At 41.6% G+C, this 18519-nt stretch carries 9 protein-coding genes; 7 read left to right on the top strand and 2 right to left on the bottom strand.

From position 1 onward, the window contains the following. The 3 genes from B3317_RS03155 to B3317_RS03145 all read left to right on the top strand — a co-directional run bounded on the left by B3317_RS03155 (position 1) and on the right by B3317_RS03145 (position 3682). Complete coding sequence (locus B3317_RS03155) at positions 1 to 1233, top strand: DUF438 domain-containing protein (protein ID WP_291108555.1); 1233 nt, start codon at positions 1 to 3, stop codon at positions 1231 to 1233. A gap of 2 nt (positions 1234 to 1235) precedes the next feature. Beyond that, complete coding sequence (locus B3317_RS03150; protein WP_291108553.1) at positions 1236 to 1739, top strand: DUF1858 domain-containing protein; 504 nt, start codon at positions 1236 to 1238, stop codon at positions 1737 to 1739. Positions 1740 to 2395: 656 nt separating this feature from the next. Then, positions 2396 to 3682, top strand: coding sequence for a UDP-N-acetylmuramoyl-tripeptide--D-alanyl-D-alanine ligase (locus B3317_RS03145; RefSeq protein ID WP_291108551.1), 1287 nt, complete (start codon positions 2396 to 2398; stop codon positions 3680 to 3682). Positions 3683 to 3771: 89 nt separating this feature from the next. Here the strand turns inward: B3317_RS03145 and B3317_RS03140 are convergent, their stop codons facing one another. After that, positions 3772 to 3945: a histone H1 gene (locus B3317_RS03140; RefSeq protein ID WP_006799072.1), complete on the bottom strand. Its 174-nt coding sequence runs from the start codon at positions 3943 to 3945 to the stop codon at positions 3772 to 3774. 380 nt (positions 3946 to 4325) lie between these two features. Beyond that, on the bottom strand, positions 4326 to 8450 hold the full coding sequence (locus tag B3317_RS03135) for a hybrid sensor histidine kinase/response regulator transcription factor (protein WP_291108547.1): 4125 nt from the start codon (positions 8448 to 8450) through the stop codon (positions 4326 to 4328). Positions 8451 to 8773: 323 nt separating this feature from the next. On the opposite strand from B3317_RS03135, the gene B3317_RS03130 reads away from it, so the two are divergent. The 4 genes from B3317_RS03130 to galB all read left to right on the top strand — a co-directional run bounded on the left by B3317_RS03130 (position 8774) and on the right by galB (position 18272). Further along, a complete protein-coding gene (locus B3317_RS03130) occupies positions 8774 to 11869 on the top strand; it encodes a SusC/RagA family TonB-linked outer membrane protein (protein WP_291108545.1) in 3096 nt (1031 codons plus the stop codon). A gap of 24 nt (positions 11870 to 11893) precedes the next feature. Beyond that, positions 11894 to 13837 carry a RagB/SusD family nutrient uptake outer membrane protein gene (locus B3317_RS03125; protein ID WP_291108543.1) on the top strand — a complete coding sequence of 648 codons (1944 nt, stop codon included), beginning with the start codon at positions 11894 to 11896 and terminating at the stop codon, positions 13835 to 13837. 70 nt (positions 13838 to 13907) lie between these two features. Further along, entirely contained in the window at positions 13908 to 15506 is a 1599-nt protein-coding gene (locus B3317_RS03120) for a glycoside hydrolase 43 family protein (RefSeq protein WP_291108541.1), read from the top strand. 66 nt (positions 15507 to 15572) lie between these two features. Further along, positions 15573 to 18272 (top strand): beta-galactosidase GalB, encoded by a 2700-nt coding sequence (gene galB, locus B3317_RS03115; protein ID WP_291108539.1) that lies wholly within the window; start codon positions 15573 to 15575, stop codon positions 18270 to 18272. The last annotated feature ends 247 nt before the right edge of the window (positions 18273 to 18519 follow it).

Genomic DNA, 18519 nt, shown 5'->3' with positions numbered 1-18519 from the left:
ATGAGTGAAGTAATAAATAATTCGCAGAAAAGGAAAGAGTTGCTCAAGCATCTGATCCTTCAGTTACATAATAATGAAGCTCCCGAAATTGTCCGGAAACGGTTAATCGAACTATTGCGTTCTGTTCCCTATAATGAAGTAGTAGAAGTAGAACAGGAACTTATATCCGAAGGCTTACCCGAAGAAGAAGTCCTGCGCTTTTGTGATATACACACCGCTGTACTGGACGGGAGTATAGATACATCCGCTGCAAAAGTTGTTCAGCCGGGGCATCCGGTAGATACCTTCAAGCGGGAGAATCGGGCACTGGAAGAATATATCCAAAAGACAAAAGCTTTATTTGACAAAGGGAATAAGTTGAAAGATGAAGAAGTGAAAGAATATCTTTTACAACTCAAAGGTGTCTTCAATAACCTGTCGGATGTAGATAAACATTACAAACGAAAGGAATACCTCCTATTCCCATTCCTGGAAAAAGCGGGCATTACCGGACCTCCGAAAGTAATGTGGGGAAAACATGATGAAACCCGTGAATTGCTAAAGGCTGCCCATGAGGCTCTCCTGGCAAAAGATGTTTCCGCCGGAGAAGTCACTACCCTGATCCTGCTGATTCTTTTACCTGCTATCGACGCCCTCGAAGGTATGATAATGAAGGAAGAAGAAATATTGTTGCCAATGTGTCTCGATACGCTTACAGATAAAGACTGGTACCAGATATACAAGGAAACTCCACAATTCGGGTTCAGTCTGTACGATCCGCAAACGGAATGGGCTCCTGAATCAGTAGAAGTGGGGGAACTCACTTATAAAGAGGGAGATGCTATACACCTCTCTTCGGGCAACTTTACTACAAAAGAACTGGAAACAATATTCAAAACATTGCCTGTCGATGTCACTTTTGTGGATAAAGATGATAAAGTGAAATTCTTCTCACACGGTACAAAAAAAGTCTTTGAACGTAATCGCTCGATAATCGGCCGGGATGTACGCCTTTGTCATCCTCCGGGTAGTGTACATATTGTAGAGCAAATCATCAATGACTTCAAAAGCGGGAAAGAAAATGTAGCAGCATTCTGGATCTCTTCGTTTATGGGACGTTTCGTCTATATTGAATATACAGCACTCCGAGGAAATGACGGCGAATATCTGGGAGTGATGGAGGTTACACAGGATATAACGGATTTAAGGAAACTCGAAGGAGACCAGCGTCTGTTATCTTATGGAACAAAGTAACAATGAAAACGGATATCAACCTTCAGACCAAAGTTGCCAACCTATTGGAATCTTATCCTGAGTTGGAAGATATACTAATGGAATTATCTCCGGTTTTCTCTAAGTTGAAAAATCCTGTATTACGCCGTACCATTGCCAAAGTTACATCATTGCAACAGGCAGCAGGAGTCGCAGGGATTTCCCCGCCTCTGCTAATTCAAAAACTAAGGAAAGCCGCGGGATTATCGGAGATTGCAATGGATGCAGATACAGACAATATTGAAGATACAGCCGTACCTGTTTGGTTCGATGAAAGTAAAATAAGCTTCCGGTTCGATGCCCGCCCTGTAATAGAATCAGGCGAGAGTCCCATGCAGGAAATCCTGAAACTGTCGTCGAAGTTAGAAGGTGAGCAGATACTACAGATAATTACACCATTTAAGCCTATACCGATTATAGATATTCTAAAATCGAAAGGCTTTAAAGTCTGGAGCCGGGAGAATGATCATTTTTTCGTAAAGGAATAATAGTTATTAAATAAGAATTTGCAAGTAGCTTAAAGGCCCCCTTTCCATGATATTTTCCATAGCATATCCGGAATATGCTATGGAAAAACTATAAACCGGATGTAATCACTTCCGAACTCAACCCAAACTAAAAAACCGGAAAAAGAAGAAAATCAAGTCAATCGAAATTGTATTTTTTTCATGGAATTTTATCTATATATAGCAGTCAGCCATTAGTTGACAGCTATTAGTTCTTTGAATTAAAAATCGACCGGGCCAAATATCGGGTAATGAATAGAAAGTCGAAAAATGAATAATATATAGCGAAAACCATTCTTTGTTTTTGTGTTCTTTGCAAGCCTTTTGGCGCAATATTCTTAGATAAAAACAAAATGATACCGATCAGATAAAATGACATTAAAACTGCTATTTTCTCTTTGTGAAAATAGCAAATGAAACGTAATAAATATTCACTCAATTAAATAGCATTATTGGTGCAAAAACAGGAATGTAACCTGACTGTTTCATAAAGTAAAAAACGTTAAGAGACACTCGGGATATGAATAATTAACGTTATATTCGCATAGCCTTAAATTATCTTATAGACTTACACAAAGACCAAACAATAATAGAGAAATAAACGTTGTTATTAAAAAATAATATCATCTAAAAGTGCCATGGAGATATCTGAACTGTATAAAATTTACAAACAATATCCGGAAGTTTCAACAGATACACGCAACAGCCCAAAAGATTCTATTTTTTTTGCACTGAAAGGCGCCAATTTTAATGGAAATGAATATGCCGAAAAAGCAATAGATTCGGGATGTAGTTATGCCATTGTAGATGAACCCAAATATGCTACACGCCCGAATATTATATTAGTAGAAGATTGTCTCGACACATTGCAAAAACTGGCAAACCACCACCGCAAACAACTAAAGACCCCGGTGATAGGTATAACCGGAACAAATGGTAAAACAACCACCAAGGAACTGATTACCTCTGTCTTATCTCAGGAATACAATGTTCTTGCCACTCAGGGCAACCTGAATAATCATATCGGGGTACCTCTCACCCTGCTCCGCATAAAGAAGGAACATGAAATAGCCATTATAGAAATGGGAGCCAGCCATGTAGGAGAGATAAAAGTGCTTTCGGAAATGGCTATGCCCAATTATGGAGTCATTACCAATATCGGCCATGCTCATATAGAGGGCTTCGGTTCATATGAAAATGTAATCAAAGCCAAAGGAGAATTATACGAGTATATCAGAAGTACAAGGGATGGTAAAATCTTTATCGACTATGACAATTCCCTGCTACGGGAAATGTCGGAAGGTATTACGTCAATATATTACGGGTTGGAAGAGGACTTGTTTATATCCGGAAAAGTGTTATCTATAAGACCATTCCTCGAATTTGAATGGAAATTCGGCAGCAGACGCAATAAGGTTAAGACTAATCTTATCGGAGAGTACAATCTATCCAATGCATTAGCAGCGATCACAATAGGCAAATATCTGGGAGTAAAAGCCTCCTTAATATGTAAAGCGATTGAAGAATATCAACCTACGAACAACCGCTCGCAGCTAAAAGAAACGGATAAGAATATGCTCATCATAGATGCATATAATGCAAATCCGACAAGTATGCATGCAGCCCTTGAAAACTTCGATCACATGGACGTAAATCACAAAGTCCTGATTTTGGGTGACATGAAAGAACTAGGCCCGGACACGGATTTAGAACATCAGAAAGTAGCCGACTATGTATCCCACCACAATTTTGACAGGGTTATATTCGTAGGAGATAATTTTAGTCGTATTACAACCGATTATCCCCGTTTCAAGGATCTGGACAGTTTAAAGTATTATCTGAAAGAGAACCCTATCGAAGACAGCTATATACTGCTTAAAGGCTCACGGGGAGTGCAACTGGAAAGGTGTATCGACGTTCTTTAAATTGCAAATATACGTTTCGAAGGACCACTATAAAAAGACAGGATAATCCATTGAACTATCCTGTTTTTTAATAAATGCTATTGCTTTTATTATTTTGTTGCTTCAATAGATTTCTTGCGGAATTCTTTCAAAGCTTTTTCGATTTCAAGAGATACTTTTCTTGCTCTCTGTCCAGCTGCTTTGTTTCCACTCTCAACCTGCGCAGCTGCATCTTTAGCAAAGTCTGCAAAATCCTTGTGTAATTTTTCTACTAAATTTTTCATTTTACTTTTTTTTAAATTTGTACAAAGATAATTTCTTTAACTAAACAAACAAAAATGCCGGATAGTTTATTTAACCACGCATTAATAGTAAAGTTTTAGCGATTTTTCTTCCTTTATACGAAGACAGGACATTCATTATTTATTCAACTTGCTTATAAACACGTATATAATCTATGATCGTCTTCTGCGTAAAAACCGTATCATTTATACCTTCGATTTCTGCCTGATTGGCGATGTTAATAATATTTTATAATGGAACCTGTTTTAAGCTTATTAAAATCATTTCACAGGAATGATTTTTTCTTCTAAAAGGAGCTTTGAAACGAAAAAATCTGAAAGAATAAAATCAAAAACAGGGCTATTCCATACTTCATCTGAGTTTACTCCTCATTTGACGGGGGCGGGGAAAGATGTGCCGCCAGATACTCTTTTGGCGACATTCCATAGAATTCCCTGAATGAGTTAGAAAAATGAGAAAGATTAGAAAACCCTATTGCATAGGCTACTTCCGAAATCGTCAGTTTCTTTCCTGAGAGCAGCGCTGCCGCCTGCCGCAACCGGATACCCTTTATAAAATCGCGGGCCGACTGGTTTGTCAGTTCTTTCAGTTTGCGATGCATATGTACACGGCTCATTCCGACATTCACGGCTAACATCTCCACATTCAGTTCGGGGTTGGAAAGATTTTCATTTATAATCTTCATGATACGTTGCATAAGTATCTCATCCGAAGACTTCAGTTCTATTTTTTGTATTCTATCCTCGGGCTGTTGTTGTCCGCTGAATTTACTCTTCAGCCGCTCCCTGTTTTCAATCAGATTGGCTACTGTACTTTTCAGCAACTCTGTATTGAAAGGTTTGGAAACGTAAGCATCCGCCCCTATATCGAGACCTTCTATTTTATTTTCAGGAGTCGATTTTGCCGTGAGCAGGATGATGGGTATATGATTTATATTTATATTCTGTTTCACTTTACGTGAAAGTGTTATACCATCCATTTCCGGCATCATCACATCACTGATAATCAGATCGGGTTTTTCTGTCAGTATCAGATCAAGAGCTTCTTTTCCATTCTCACTCACTGTAACCCGGTATTCAGACGACAGTTCATCCTTGATATACTCCCGGATTTCATCTTCATCTTCAACCACCAGAATCCTGTATTTTGTCCGGGGTTTTATTCTTTTATCACCGCCTTCAAAGTCTATTTTATTCAGCAGTTCATTTGAAACATATGCAGGAGAAATCCTGTCGGGCGCAACTTTATACTCTTCTCCATTTTCCAGTTCCTTGGCTATCAGATGGTCGCTACCCAAAGGCAGCCGTATTATAAAACGGGTACCCGGCATGCCCGGCCTGTTTTCGGCGAAAATGGTTCCATGATGCAGCTCCACTAAGGACTTAGAGAGATGCAAACCTATACCTGTTCCGAAATTAGAATTTGTAAAATCGTTGCTGATCTGATAGAACCGCTCAAAAATCTGCTCTATTTTATCCTTATCGATACCTATACCATTATCCGTTACCGAGATTTCAAAATATTTACTCAACGCTCCCCTTACATTTTCATCCTGACCAGTAGATAAATCGATGGTTATATTTCCATTATCCGGTGTGTACTTAAAAGCATTCGAGATTATATTCAATAAGACTTTATCAAAGTTATTCAGGTCAATCCATACATTCAGCCTATCGACTTCATGTCTGAAATTGAAATTTATATTTTTTCTTTGGGCCGAATACTCAAACGTCATCATCAGATCGTCGATAAATCCTATAATATCAGTCTCCCTGAAATGCAACTGCATTTGTCCCTTATCCAGCTTACGGATATCCATCAGCTGGTTGATAAGGCGAAGAATCCGCAGGCCATTCCGGTATATCATCACATAGGTCTTTTGCAATTTCTGATCTTTATTCTCCGACAATAACTTTTCCAACGGGTTTATAATTAAGGTCATAGGAGTCCGTATTTCATGCGATATATTAATAAAGAACTGCAACTTAGCTTCATTTATCTGCTCCAGATGCTGCCGCCTCATTTCTTCCTGACGATGACGGATACGCGCATAGATATAATTCGCAATAAACAAAACCAACAAGACACTCAACACTGCATATGCGGCATATGCCCATGGAGACTGATACCACGGAGGTGTAATAATTATTCTTATTGTCTTTACATCCGAATAATTATCATGGTCTTTCGCCCTCAATTTAAAAGTATATGTACCCGGATTCAGGTTTGTATAGGTAACCCGCCCCATGCCGGGATAGGAATTAAGCCAGTCCTGACTGATTTCTTCAATCATATATTGATAAACAATACGCTCGGGATTTGAAAACTCCAGCGCAGAGAATTCTATACTGAATGTATTGTCGTTGTAAGCCAGAGTAAATTGATCCGCATCCATAACGGATGTAGAAACAATCTCGTTACCGCCCGATTTATCCCCCATCTTTACCGCCCGGTTGAATAGAAAGAAGTCTGTAACCAGCACTTTCAGTTCCTTCTTGGCTTCGGTTATGTCCTTAGGATAAAAGCTGGTTACACCATAAATACCTCCAAAATATATTTTGCCGGCAGCATCCTCAAATTTTGCTCCGCGTGTAAACTCATTGCCCTGCAACCCGTCGCCGGTGTAGTAATTGATGAACCGGTTTTCACTGACAATAAATTTACTGATACCAAAATAGGTACTTATCCAGATATTCCGTTCGTTGTCTTCCCGTATGCCGCATATAACATTATTTGGCAATCCGTCTCTGGTCGAATAGCTTTTAACCGATTGCTCTTTCTTATTAAAGATATTCAATCCGTCGGACGTCCCTATCCATATATTACCTGTCTTATCTTCAAAAAGGGTATATGCTACCGTATGCGGTAATATTGTATTTTGATTGAGATAATTCAAAAAGGTGTTCTTTTTCGGGTTATAGCAACTTACTCCTTTATAATGTGCAATCCAAATCAGCCCCTCACTGTCGAACAGGATATCGTTGATCCAGTCATTACTCAGTTCATCTATAGAAAAGTCATCATTCTCACTTTTCCGCGATTCATAATGAGTCATTTTCCCACTTGCCAGATTCAACCTGAAAAAGCCGGAACCATAGGTACCTATCAACAGGTTCTTCTCGCTGTCTTCGGCGATACAGTATATCTTTTCATTTAGTAATTCCGGAATATATTCACAGTTTCCCGTCTTCCGGTTGAGTTTTGCCAGTCCTTTAGTATATGAGCCCACCCACATATTATTATTGGAATCCTCAAAAATGCTCAGTATGATATTTGAAATGGATGAAAATAAAGAGGTCTGCATGAAATGAGCTACCCTTTCCCCTCTATTGTTGATACCGTAAATACCTTCATTATCTGTACCTACCCAGGTTATGCCTTCCTTGTCTTTATAGATAGACATCACCGAACTGGAACCAATCGGATTATTCTTTAACGATTTGAAACCGTAATAATCAAATTTCTTTTCTGTGCCCGGAATAAATATTATCCCTTTCTGAAAAATACCAAGCCAAAGGTTATTATCCCTGTCCTGAAGAATCGAATGAACTTTCCCTTTCGAGAAATCGAATGGGGCAGACGTGATTTTATAATCTTCTACGATGTTTCTTTCTCTGTTGTATAGTTTTAACCCCTGCCCGTCTGTACCTATATATAATATATTTTCTTTAGTCAGCAGCAGGTCTTTAATCAGTAGCTGGGTATTATTGTCCGCCCCAATTGCCTCAAATATCTTTGTCTGTTCATTATATTTGTTAAGCCCTCCGGTTAATGTTCCTACGTATATATTTCCTTGTTTATCTTCTGTTATGGATGAAATGTTATTACTACTTATATTAGCAGGGGCAGTAAATGCTTTTATCTGATTGGTAACAGGATTGTAGAGATTCAGCCCGTTATTTTCAGAACCTATCCAAAGATTCCCTTTCGAATCTTCAAAAATAGAGTTCAGATAATTACTTACCAGCAGATTGGTCAATTGTAAATTCGCATGGAATTCCCGTTCTCCTTTTTTGATGAAAAATATCCCTTGTCCGGAAGTTGCTACCCATATATCTCCATTACGTGCCTCTATCATGCGCGTGATATGGGGAGAAACCAGATTCCCGTCTTTGTACATTTTTATTTCCCTGAATGAATTGGTCGCCCAGTCATACTTCATCAGGCCATTGATACACCCAACCCAGAAATTACCTGAACTATCTTCGAATATAGTCCGTACATAATTATTTTTTAGAGAAGTGGAATCTTCGGACGAATGTTTATAGATATTGAATTTCATTCCGTCGAATTTATTCAATCCGTTTTCCGTTGCAATCCAGACAAATCCTTTTCTATCCTGATATACCTGGTTGATAAGGCTGTTTGACAGATCTTCGTCAGGGGAATAGAATCTACCTATTTGCGAAAATATATAGGAATTTGCGACAAGGGAAAAAATACATATCAGAACAAATGCTTTTATCCTCGTGTTCTTTGTTGTCATGGGTATCCAGATATTAGAAGCAGTATATATGCAAATATAAAAAAATAATAAGGAATATATACTTTTCAAAAGCGAATGTAACGTAGAGAAAAGTATATGTTATACACAAAAAATACATGTTACACACCGAAAACTATATGATACACCCGGTCTGTATTTTAAAAAGAGATATTTATAAGTTTGCATCATACAGAATCTGATCGAATTGAGTAATACAATATCATACCTTAATCTAAATTATTTTACTTATGAAAACTTAGAACTCCCACACTTGAATCAAAAGCAAATAACCTATTAATAATAGTAAATAATGAATCTTAATCATGAGAAATGCAAGAATTTTTAAGTCTTTGAGACTTTTATTTTTATTTTTTCTTATCCCGGCTTTAGCTTTTTCTCAAAACATTTCTGTAAATGGAGTAGTGAAAGATATTGCGGGAGAACCCATTATCGGGGTCAGTGTAGTAGAATCGGGTACTACCAATGGTACTATAACCGATACTGATGGTAAGTTTTCCATTTCAGTATCCCCTCAAGGTAAACTTACTTTTTCGTTTATCGGATTTGTTATGCAGACGATAAACGTTTCTGGCAGGAATCGTATAGATGTAATACTCGAAGAGGACAACAAGATGCTCGAAGAGGTAGTGGTAATAGGGTATGGTACTCAACGGAAAGAAGCTGTAACAGGTTCGGTGGCTTCCATGCAGGGAAATGTAATCCGTCAAATACAGACAGGAAACGTTACTTCTGCCCTTGCAGGACGTGTCGCAGGCGTACAATTGTCGCAGGCAAATTCCAAGCCCGGCGCCGACATGCAAATCCGCATTCGCGGTACTCGCTCACTTACCGGAGACAACGCACCGCTGGTGGTACTGGACGGAATACCCTTTGGCGGAACGATCGGGGACATTAACCCGAACGACATCAAAAGTATCGACATCCTCAAGGACGCTTCGGCTACTGCTATTTATGGTTCGCGCGGAGCGGGCGGTGTGATCATCGTTACCACCTATAAAGGAAATATGGGAACCAAACCCAAAGTAACCTACGATGCATATTATGGTGTGAAAACGCTTTATCACCGCTATCCAATGATGAACGGAGACGAACTGTACCAACTGCGCAAAGATGCAGGAATATACAGAGACACAGAAGGAAACCCGACCATGGGCAGCGATGAAGTGCTGGGAACAAATACTGACTGGCAGGATCTGATGTTCAAAAATGGTATAACCACAAATCACTATGTAAGCATTTCGGGGGGAAACGATTCCGGCAGTTATAATGTAGGTACCGGTTATTACGAAGATCAATCCTTGGTTCCGGGACAAGATTACAGCCGTATCAGCCTGCGCGCCACCATCGACCAGAATATTGGCAAATATCTGCGTTTCGGGCTGACTACCAACAACAACTACAACATTACCAACGGACAGAATCTCGGATTGTATAATACGCTGGCTACTTCGCCTTTGATTAATCCGTATAATACAGATGGAAGTTTGAAGCCTACAATACATTCTTTTATGGATGATTATTGGACTTATACGCGTAATACAATTGAGAATTTGGGCGATTCGTATGCGGACAATCAGCGCGGGTTCGGTTCCTATAACTCGCTATACGGCGAAGTGAAGATTCCGGGAGTAGAAGGCTTGAACTATCGACTTACTTTGGGCCTGGATTATCGCAGCAACCAAAGGGGACAATATAGAGGGGCAAATGTCTTCAGTGCTACGGCAGCGGCATCTAGCGCTTCTTTGGACAAAAATCAATACTACAAATGGGCTATCGAGCATCTGATTACCTATGAAAAAATGTTTGGAAAGAATCACCTGACATTGAACGGCTTATATGCCTCCGAACAAAGCCATTATGACCGCTCATTAATAAGCGCAACCGATCTTCCGTCCGACCAGTTCCAATATTGGAATATAGGGCGTGCTCCATCCGATAAAATTGTATATAACCCCGACAACCAAGACTTTTGGGAACGCGGATTGCAATCGTATATGGCGCGCGTAATGTACGACTACGATTCACGCTATATGTTGCTAGCCTCCATGCGCTGGGACGGTTCGTCCGTATTGGCGGCCGGACACAAATGGATCAGCTACCCGGCCTTCTCCGCTGGTTGGAACATCGCGAAAGAAAGCTTTATGGAAAGTACCTCCGGTTACTTGGATAACCTGAAACTGCGCATCGGTTGGGGGATAACTTCCAACCAATCAATCAACCCCTACACAACACTCGGAAGCCTGGGTACCCGTCCATACAACTTCGGTGACGACAAAACCACCGGTTTCTACGTAGCCACAACTCCTAACCCCGAGTTAGACTGGGAATATACAAGAACATGGAACTTTGGTTTAGATTTCAGCTTCCTGCAAAACCGCCTGTCGGGAACAATCGAATATTACGATGCCAGGACCGACGATATTCTTCAGAGCGTAAATCTGCCTTCTACAGCCGGCGTAGGCAGTTATCTGGCCAACATCGGAAAGATGAGCAACAAGGGCGTTGAAATAAGCCTGAACGGCGTCATTCTCGACAACAAAGACGGATGGTCGTGGGAAGCCGGCGTCAACTTCTATACCAACCGCAACAAAATTACCGAACTTGCCTCCGGACAGAAGAGAGATGAATCAAACTGCTGGTTTGAAGGATATCCGGTGAATTCTATTTTCGATTATAAAAAAATCGGATTGTGGCAAGAAGGCGATCCTTATCTGGATATTTTAGAAAATAACAGTGGGTCCGTAGGTATGATTAAAGTGGAATATACCGGCGACTACAATGCAGACGGAACACCGACTAGAGCTATTGGTGCCGCCGATCGTCAGGTAATCAGCGCGGATCCCGACTGGCAGGGCGGGTTCACAACACGGATCGCTTACAAAAACTGGGATTTGAATATCATTGGTACCTATCAGCACGGCGGTATTCTGGTGAGTACGCTTCACGCCACTAATGGTTATCTGAATATGCTGTCAGGACGCCGCGGAAACGTAAAAGTAGATTACTGGACACCGGAAAATACCGGTGCCAAATATCCGAAACCGGGTGTAGCCATGAGTGGAGACAATCAGAGATACGCCAGCACGCTGGGATATTTTGACGCTTCCTACTTTAAGGTAGGCCAAATTACGCTAGGCTACAATTTTGACCCGAACGCCAACTGGTTTAAAAAGGTCGGACTCAGCAGCGCCCGCTTGTACTTTACGTTGCAGAACGCATTTGTACTGTTCTCTCCGTATAATAAAGAAACAGGCTTGGACCCGGTGACCAATTCTTATGGAAACGAAAATGCAGCAGTAACCGGAAGTCTCCCTTACAGGGCAAACACGATGCTCACGGTAGGAACAAATACGCCGCAAACCCGTAACTTATTGTTTGGTTTGAATGTATCTTTCTAATTATTTAATATCAAATCTTAAGATATGAAAAATATAAATTTCAAAAACATTTTGGGGACTGTTGTCTTAGCTTTATTGACTTTTTCCTGTTCCAATAGTATTTTGGATGAAACACCACGTACCGACTATACCCCCGATTTCTTCAAAACCGAAGAGGGTATACAGGGCGGTCTGACTTCACTGTACGCGCATACGCGCTATTTTTACGGACAATATTATTATATGGTATGTGAATCCGGTACAGATGAATATACATTTGCGCAAAATTCCAATGGCAACAGTATAGACCCCGATCTGACTATCGGTTCTTCATCAAACCTGAATGCTTCTACCAGTCGCGGGGACGCACTTTGGAATGCAGTATATTCCAATATCAATACCGCCAGTGGCATAATCGAAAACGCCGCGGCTGCGGGCAAGTCGGAATCTCTGATTTCGGAAGCACGCTTCTGGCGGGCATTCGACTACTTTATGCTGGTGCAAACCTTTGGCGGAGTGCCATTGGATCTGGGTTCGGGTGTATTGAAATTCAATACTACTCCATCGCGGACATCGGTACGCAACACCGTACCTGAAGTATATACACAAGCCGTTTTCCCCGATCTGAAAACAGCTATTGACAATCTGCCCGATGCCGGCCGTGTTACCGGAGGCGTGACCAAAACAGCAGCTCGCCTGTATTTGGCGAAAGCTTATTTGACTTACGGCTGGTGGCTGCAAAACCCCGGCAATATTCCAACTTATCCTGATAGTCAGCGTACCGACCCGGACGGACACGATGCCGCTTGGTACTTCCAGCAGGCCTATAATATCGCGCTCGACGGGATCAACAACCCCGGTCGTTTCGGCTTGCAACCTACATACTACGATGTAAATCTGGCTCAAAACGACCGCAATAACGAAATTGTATTGTACAGCGACCACATTCAGGATGAATATTACAATGGATCAAGTTTATCGTATGCTACCGGTGGTGCACCGGATAATTTCGCAGGGTGGTTTACTACCTGCAATTATACCCTAGTAAGGAGCTCCGGCGTAACTTCTGTCGACCGTGAAGCAGTCCAGTGGGGAGGCCGTCCTTGGACCGCTTTAGCCCCGCCTTACAAAGTATTTACCAACACCTTTGCCGATAAAACCAACGACAGCCGATATGATGGAACTTTTGTGACTGTATACCCGTGCAACGTGGATAAAGTACCAGGTAGGCAAAATCCTGTCATCAATGCTAACGGTATGCCGGTAAAGAGCGGCGAACCAATTTTCACATTCCTGGATGAAGAAAATCCGAATGTGGTGTATCCAAACGGTGCTGGAAGCAGCAGCATAGGAGGCGGTACATTGCCGGGCCGGGCCGACTGGGTTATTAACCCAAGTGGTATTAGCCGTATTTTTTATCCAGGCCTTTGGAAGCTGGGCCCTTACCGTACCGATAACGCCGGAGGTCTGGGACAACCGAATGGTGGAAGCACTCGTCCGTGGAACATTGCCAAATTCTCTGAACTGTATCTGATCGCAGCCGAAGCCGCCGTGAAGGGAGCAACCGGTTCAATGAGTGCGCGCGACCTGGTTAATGTACTGCGTGCACGAGCCGGAAAATGGAGATACAGCAACAACGGACAATGGAGCATGGGTGGAGACGGTACAAAAATAGCAGACAACAGTGCGGCCATGACGGCAGCGACTCCTGCCAATATCGACATCGATTATATTCTAGCCGAACGCAGCCGCGAATACTACGGTGAAGGCTACCGCTGGTACGACTTGGTACGCACGCAAAAATGGACTGAATACGCCTCTTCATATACCATTTGTGGCTCGGCTGTAGGCGATCACACACAAGTGGAATACAAACGTAACATTCAACCATTCCATTATCTGCGTCCGATTCCGCAGGGACAACTCGATGCCATGACCATGAGCGATACCGAAAAAGCGGCTTACCAGAATCCGGGATATAATAAATAGAGCCACGGGTAAACTGAAACTGTGATAAATAAGGGGCTGTGAATAAAGCAGCCCCATTTTTAAGCGAACCATGAAAAAACTCGATCTAAGTATTCTCTTTTTATTTTTTGTATTGCTCGTCAATGCCCAGTCTGCAAAGAATCCGCTTATCTTTGCCGATGTTCCCGATATGTCGATGGTACGTGTCGGCGACACTTACTATATGAGCAGCACAACGATGCACATGGCACCGGGTGTTCCGATAATGAAATCGAATGATTTGATTAATTGGGAAATAGTAAATTACGCTTATGATACCTTAGCCAATATCAACGCTATGAATCTTACCAACGGCAAAAACGCTTACGGGCGCGGTTCATGGGCAAGCTGTATCCGTTATCACAACGGAAAATTTTATATTACCACTTTTTCACAGACTACCGACAAAACTTATATTTATATCACTGACGATATTGAAAACGGCCCGTGGGAAACACGGACGTTTACACCTTCCCTGCACGATCATACACTTTGGTTTGACGATGACGGTAAGGTTTATATGATTTACGGAAATGGGAAATTATCCATTACTGAACTCGAACCCGATTTTTCGGGAATGAAGCCCGGCACAAACCGTGTTTTGATCGAAAATGCGAGTGCACCGGCAGGCGACGATATCGCTTTGGGGGCAGAAGGTTCGCAACTTTTCAGGCACGGCGGGAAATACTATCTTTTCAATATAACATGGCCTCGCGGCGGGATGCGGACGGAAGTTGTTCACCGGGCAGACAGCCTGAATGGGAAATGGGAGGGCCGTCTGGCTTTTCAAAATTCAGGGATAGCGCAGGGAGGTATTATCGAAACGCCCGGCGGGGAATGGTTTGCTTACCTTTTCCGTGATTACGGAGCCGTAGGGCGAATCCCCTATCTTCTTCCGATGAATTGGGAAGACGGATTCCCCAAAATCAGCATTGGCGATAAGGACTCTGAAAAGTCCGGCTTATCCGGTAATAAAGGATTAATACCCGGGATTGTGAATTCGGACGAATTTGACAGAAAAGAAGGCGACCGGGCCTTACCACTTGTATGGCAGTGGAATCACAATCCGGACAATGCATTATGGAAAGTGGAAAACGGTTATTTGCGCCTAACGACAGGACGCCTCGATAATAACCTCGAATTAGCAAGAAACACACTGACACAGCGCACCATTGGCCCCGTTTGTTCAGGAACGACCAAAATGGATGTTTCAGGAATGAAAGACGGTGACTTTGCCGGTTTGTGCCTTCTGCAAAACCATTACGGGCAAATAGGAATAAAAGTGAACGGTAGCCGGAAATTTATATACATGAACAATGCCTCGTCGGGCAAACCGGTAGAGCAGGAAGAAATCCCCTTCGGGGAAAAAATAGTTTACTTTAAAGTAGATTGTGATTTCAGGGAGAAAGCCGATCTGGCATATTTTTATTACAGCCTTGACGGGGAAAAGTGGCTCTCGGCAGGCAAACCATTGAAGATGAGTTACACATTGGGCCATTTTATGGGCTATCGTTTTGGATTATATAATTACGCAGCAAAAAATACCGGAGGATATGCAGACTTTGATTATTTCAGGATCAGTGGGGAAATCACCGGAAACCGGACTAAAGAAGTGAATGACTCCCCACATTTGGTAAAATATGACAAATAGTGTATGATAAGACAAGATGCATTAATAAACGATAAATATCTGTAATCACTGACAATACAAAAGATAATGAGAAAAAAATTCGTATTCATTTTAATTTTATTTTGTTCTGTTTCTTTTTCTTTCGGGCAAAACAGGGAGAAGATCGACATTAATGATGGTTGGCGTTTCTTTCGTTATGAAAATAATCCCGACAGCTTGATTTATGATGAGCGACCGGCTGTTTTTGACAAAAACGACGTTAAGGATGCCGATACTCGCGCCACTTTGCAAAATCATGGAAACACTTCGAATAAATCATTGAAAATGTATATCTTGCCAACAGCAAACGAATTTATAAAAGACAAAAATAAACATTATGAGCGTCCCGACGGCAATCCGGGCAAAGATTTCGCATTCGTTAAAAACGATTTTAATGATAGTGACTGGCAATATATCGATTTGCCACACGATTGGGCAATTGACAAACCTTTTTACACCGAAGAAAATGCTATTGTCGGTGGTGGAATGGGAAGATTACCGGTTCAGGGTGTCGCTTGGTATCGACGGAAAATCGACATTCCGAAAAGTGATTCAGGCAAGGAGATTTACCTCGACATTGACGGAGCGATGTCTTACGCAATGGTTTGGCTCAATGGGAATCTGGTTGGAGGCTGGCCTTACGGTTACAATTCTTTTCGCCTTAATCTTACACCTTTTGTGAATTTTGAAGGAGATAATCAGTTGGCCATCCGGCTGGATAATCCTACAAATTCTTCACGCTGGTATCCGGGTGCAGGCATCTATCGCAATGTTTGGCTCGTAAAGATAAGCCCTGTTCATGTAGCACATTGGGGAACATTCATCAAGACCGAAAATATTTCGGAGAAATCCGCTACAATAACTATTTCCATTGATATAGACAATAACTCAACAAAAAATCAAGACGTCGAAATCCTGACCGACATTTATCGGTTGGACAATAACTTAAAAATATCAGGAAATAAAGTTGCAACTTTTCCGAAGCAAAATATCGTTATCGAGGCAAGAGAAAAATCGAAAATCAGAAATACCGTAAATATCAAGAATCCTTTGCTTTGGGGGGTATATCCACAACAGGAGCAAAATATGTATCTGGCTGTAAACCGATTATTCATAAACAATAAATTAATTGATACATACGAAACAAGATTCGGCATCCGGGATATTAAGTTCGATGCAAAAGAAGGGCTTTTGATAAATGGTGAAAAGATTCGCATTCAAGGTGTAAATCAGCACCACGATTTGGGTGCTTTAGGCGCAGCGTTCAATCTTCGGGCAGCTGAACGACAGTTGGAAATGTTACGCGAATTAGGATGTAATGCTATTCGTTTGGCCCATAATCCTCCTGCACCGGAATTACTTGAACTAACTGATAGAATGGGGTTTCTGGTAATTGATGAAATTTTCGATTGTTGGGAAAAAGGTAAAAATCCACTTGACTTCCACCTTATTTTCCCCGACTGGTATGAAGCGGACATCCGCGCTTTTATTCGCAGAGATAAAAATCACCCTTCCATTATTGCATGGAGTTTTGGCAATGAAGTGGGCGAACAGTACACAGACGAATCGGGTGCGGCTGTCGCATGGAAATTAGCGGCTCTTGTAAAAGACGAAGATAGTACACGACCAACAACCGCTTCGATGAATTTTGCCAAACCTGATATGCCTTTCCCGCAAACGATGGATATTATTTCCCTTAACTATCAAGGCGAAGGGATACGAGATGCGGCGGCATATTCTCATCTGAAGGGGATAAGAACACCACCGCTTTATCCTGCTTTTCATCAGAAATTTCCCGACAAAATGATTGTCAGTAGTGAAACAGCCTCGGCACTCAGTTCGCGCGGTACATATTTTTTCCCGGTATTCGCAGGAAATAGCGCGCCTGTAAGCGAAGGTTCGGGTGGAAATGATACACTAAGGCAAGTAAGTGCTTATGAACTTTATACCTCTCCTTTTGGTTCGTCAGCCGACAAGGTTTTTGCTATGCAAGACAATCATCCGTTTGTCGCAGGCGAGTTTGTCTGGACAGGTTGGGACCATTTAGGTGAACCAACACCTTATTATTCCTCACGTAGCTCCTATTGCGGAATAATTGATTTGGCAGGTTTTAAAAAAGATAGATTTTATCTCTATCAATCGCGTTGGCGTCCCGAGTTACCGACAGTTCACATTTTACCGCATTGGAATTGGGAAAGCAGGACAGGGCAGATAACGCCTGTTCATATTTTCACCTCGGGCGACGAAGCCGAACTTTTTCTGAACGGAAAATCGCTGGGAAAGAAGAAAAAAGATAAGTTTGAATACCGATTACGTTGGGATAGTGTTGTTTATGAGCCTGGCATATTGAAAGCTGTCGCTTACAAAGACGGTAAGCAATGGGCTATTCATGAAGTGAAAACCACAGGTATACCTGTAAAAATAGCGCTTTCTGCAGACAGAAATGTAATTGATGCCGATGGTAAAGATATTTCGTTTGTTACGGTAAGAATTTTAGACAGCGACGGAAATCTTGTTCCAAACGCTGACAATAAAATATGGTTTGAAATTTCGGGAACCGGAGAAATTGTTGCTACCGACAATGGAAATCCTGCCGATATGATTTCATTCGCGTCAAAAGAGCGTAGTGCTTTTGGGGGGCTTGCACTGGTAATTATACGAGGGAAAAAAGGGAAAGAAGGTGAGATGAAATTAACAGCAAGGAGCGAAAGGCTTGATAGTGGTTCTGTAATTATAAGCAGCCGGTAGGCCGGAAAATAAAACATGAAACAGCACCTTCAGAGTCAGGAAACCGGTATAAACAAAAGCGGCATATTCGCCCCGATGCTTGACAATTTTAGCGCCTTTCATGTAGAACTGTAAATTATAAGTAATGTAATTTAGATATGAGAACAAAAGACTTGTACACCTGTTTGGCAATGTTAATACTAATAATAGCCTTTCCCCGCACCGGAAATAGCCAGACAGCAGATTTTCACTATTTTCAATACAAGGG

The organism is Dysgonomonas sp. UBA7710, from assembly GCF_002482385.1.
Taxonomy (GTDB): domain Bacteria; phylum Bacteroidota; class Bacteroidia; order Bacteroidales; family Dysgonomonadaceae; genus Dysgonomonas.
Note: the sequence above shows the minus strand (reverse complement) of the source record. Positions and strands in the feature narration are given on the sequence as shown.

Bases quoted from the DNA above. Each gene is read 5' to 3' on its own strand.
- B3317_RS03155 (WP_291108555.1), top strand. From the start codon at position 1: ATGAGTGAAGTAATAAATAATTCGCAGAAAAGGAAAGAGTTGCTCAAG.
- B3317_RS03150 (WP_291108553.1), top strand. From the start codon at position 1,236: ATGAAAACGGATATCAACCTTCAGACCAAAGTTGCCAACCTATTGGAA.
- B3317_RS03145 (WP_291108551.1), top strand. From the start codon at position 2,396: ATGGAGATATCTGAACTGTATAAAATTTACAAACAATATCCGGAAGTT.
- B3317_RS03140 (WP_006799072.1), bottom strand. From the start codon at position 3,945: ATGAAAAATTTAGTAGAAAAATTACACAAGGATTTTGCAGACTTTGCT.
- B3317_RS03135 (WP_291108547.1), bottom strand. From the start codon at position 8,450: ATGACAACAAAGAACACGAGGATAAAAGCATTTGTTCTGATATGTATT.
- B3317_RS03130 (WP_291108545.1), top strand. From the start codon at position 8,774: ATGAGAAATGCAAGAATTTTTAAGTCTTTGAGACTTTTATTTTTATTT.
- B3317_RS03125 (WP_291108543.1), top strand. From the start codon at position 11,894: ATGAAAAATATAAATTTCAAAAACATTTTGGGGACTGTTGTCTTAGCT.
- B3317_RS03120 (WP_291108541.1), top strand. From the start codon at position 13,908: ATGAAAAAACTCGATCTAAGTATTCTCTTTTTATTTTTTGTATTGCTC.
- galB (WP_291108539.1), top strand. From the start codon at position 15,573: ATGAGAAAAAAATTCGTATTCATTTTAATTTTATTTTGTTCTGTTTCT.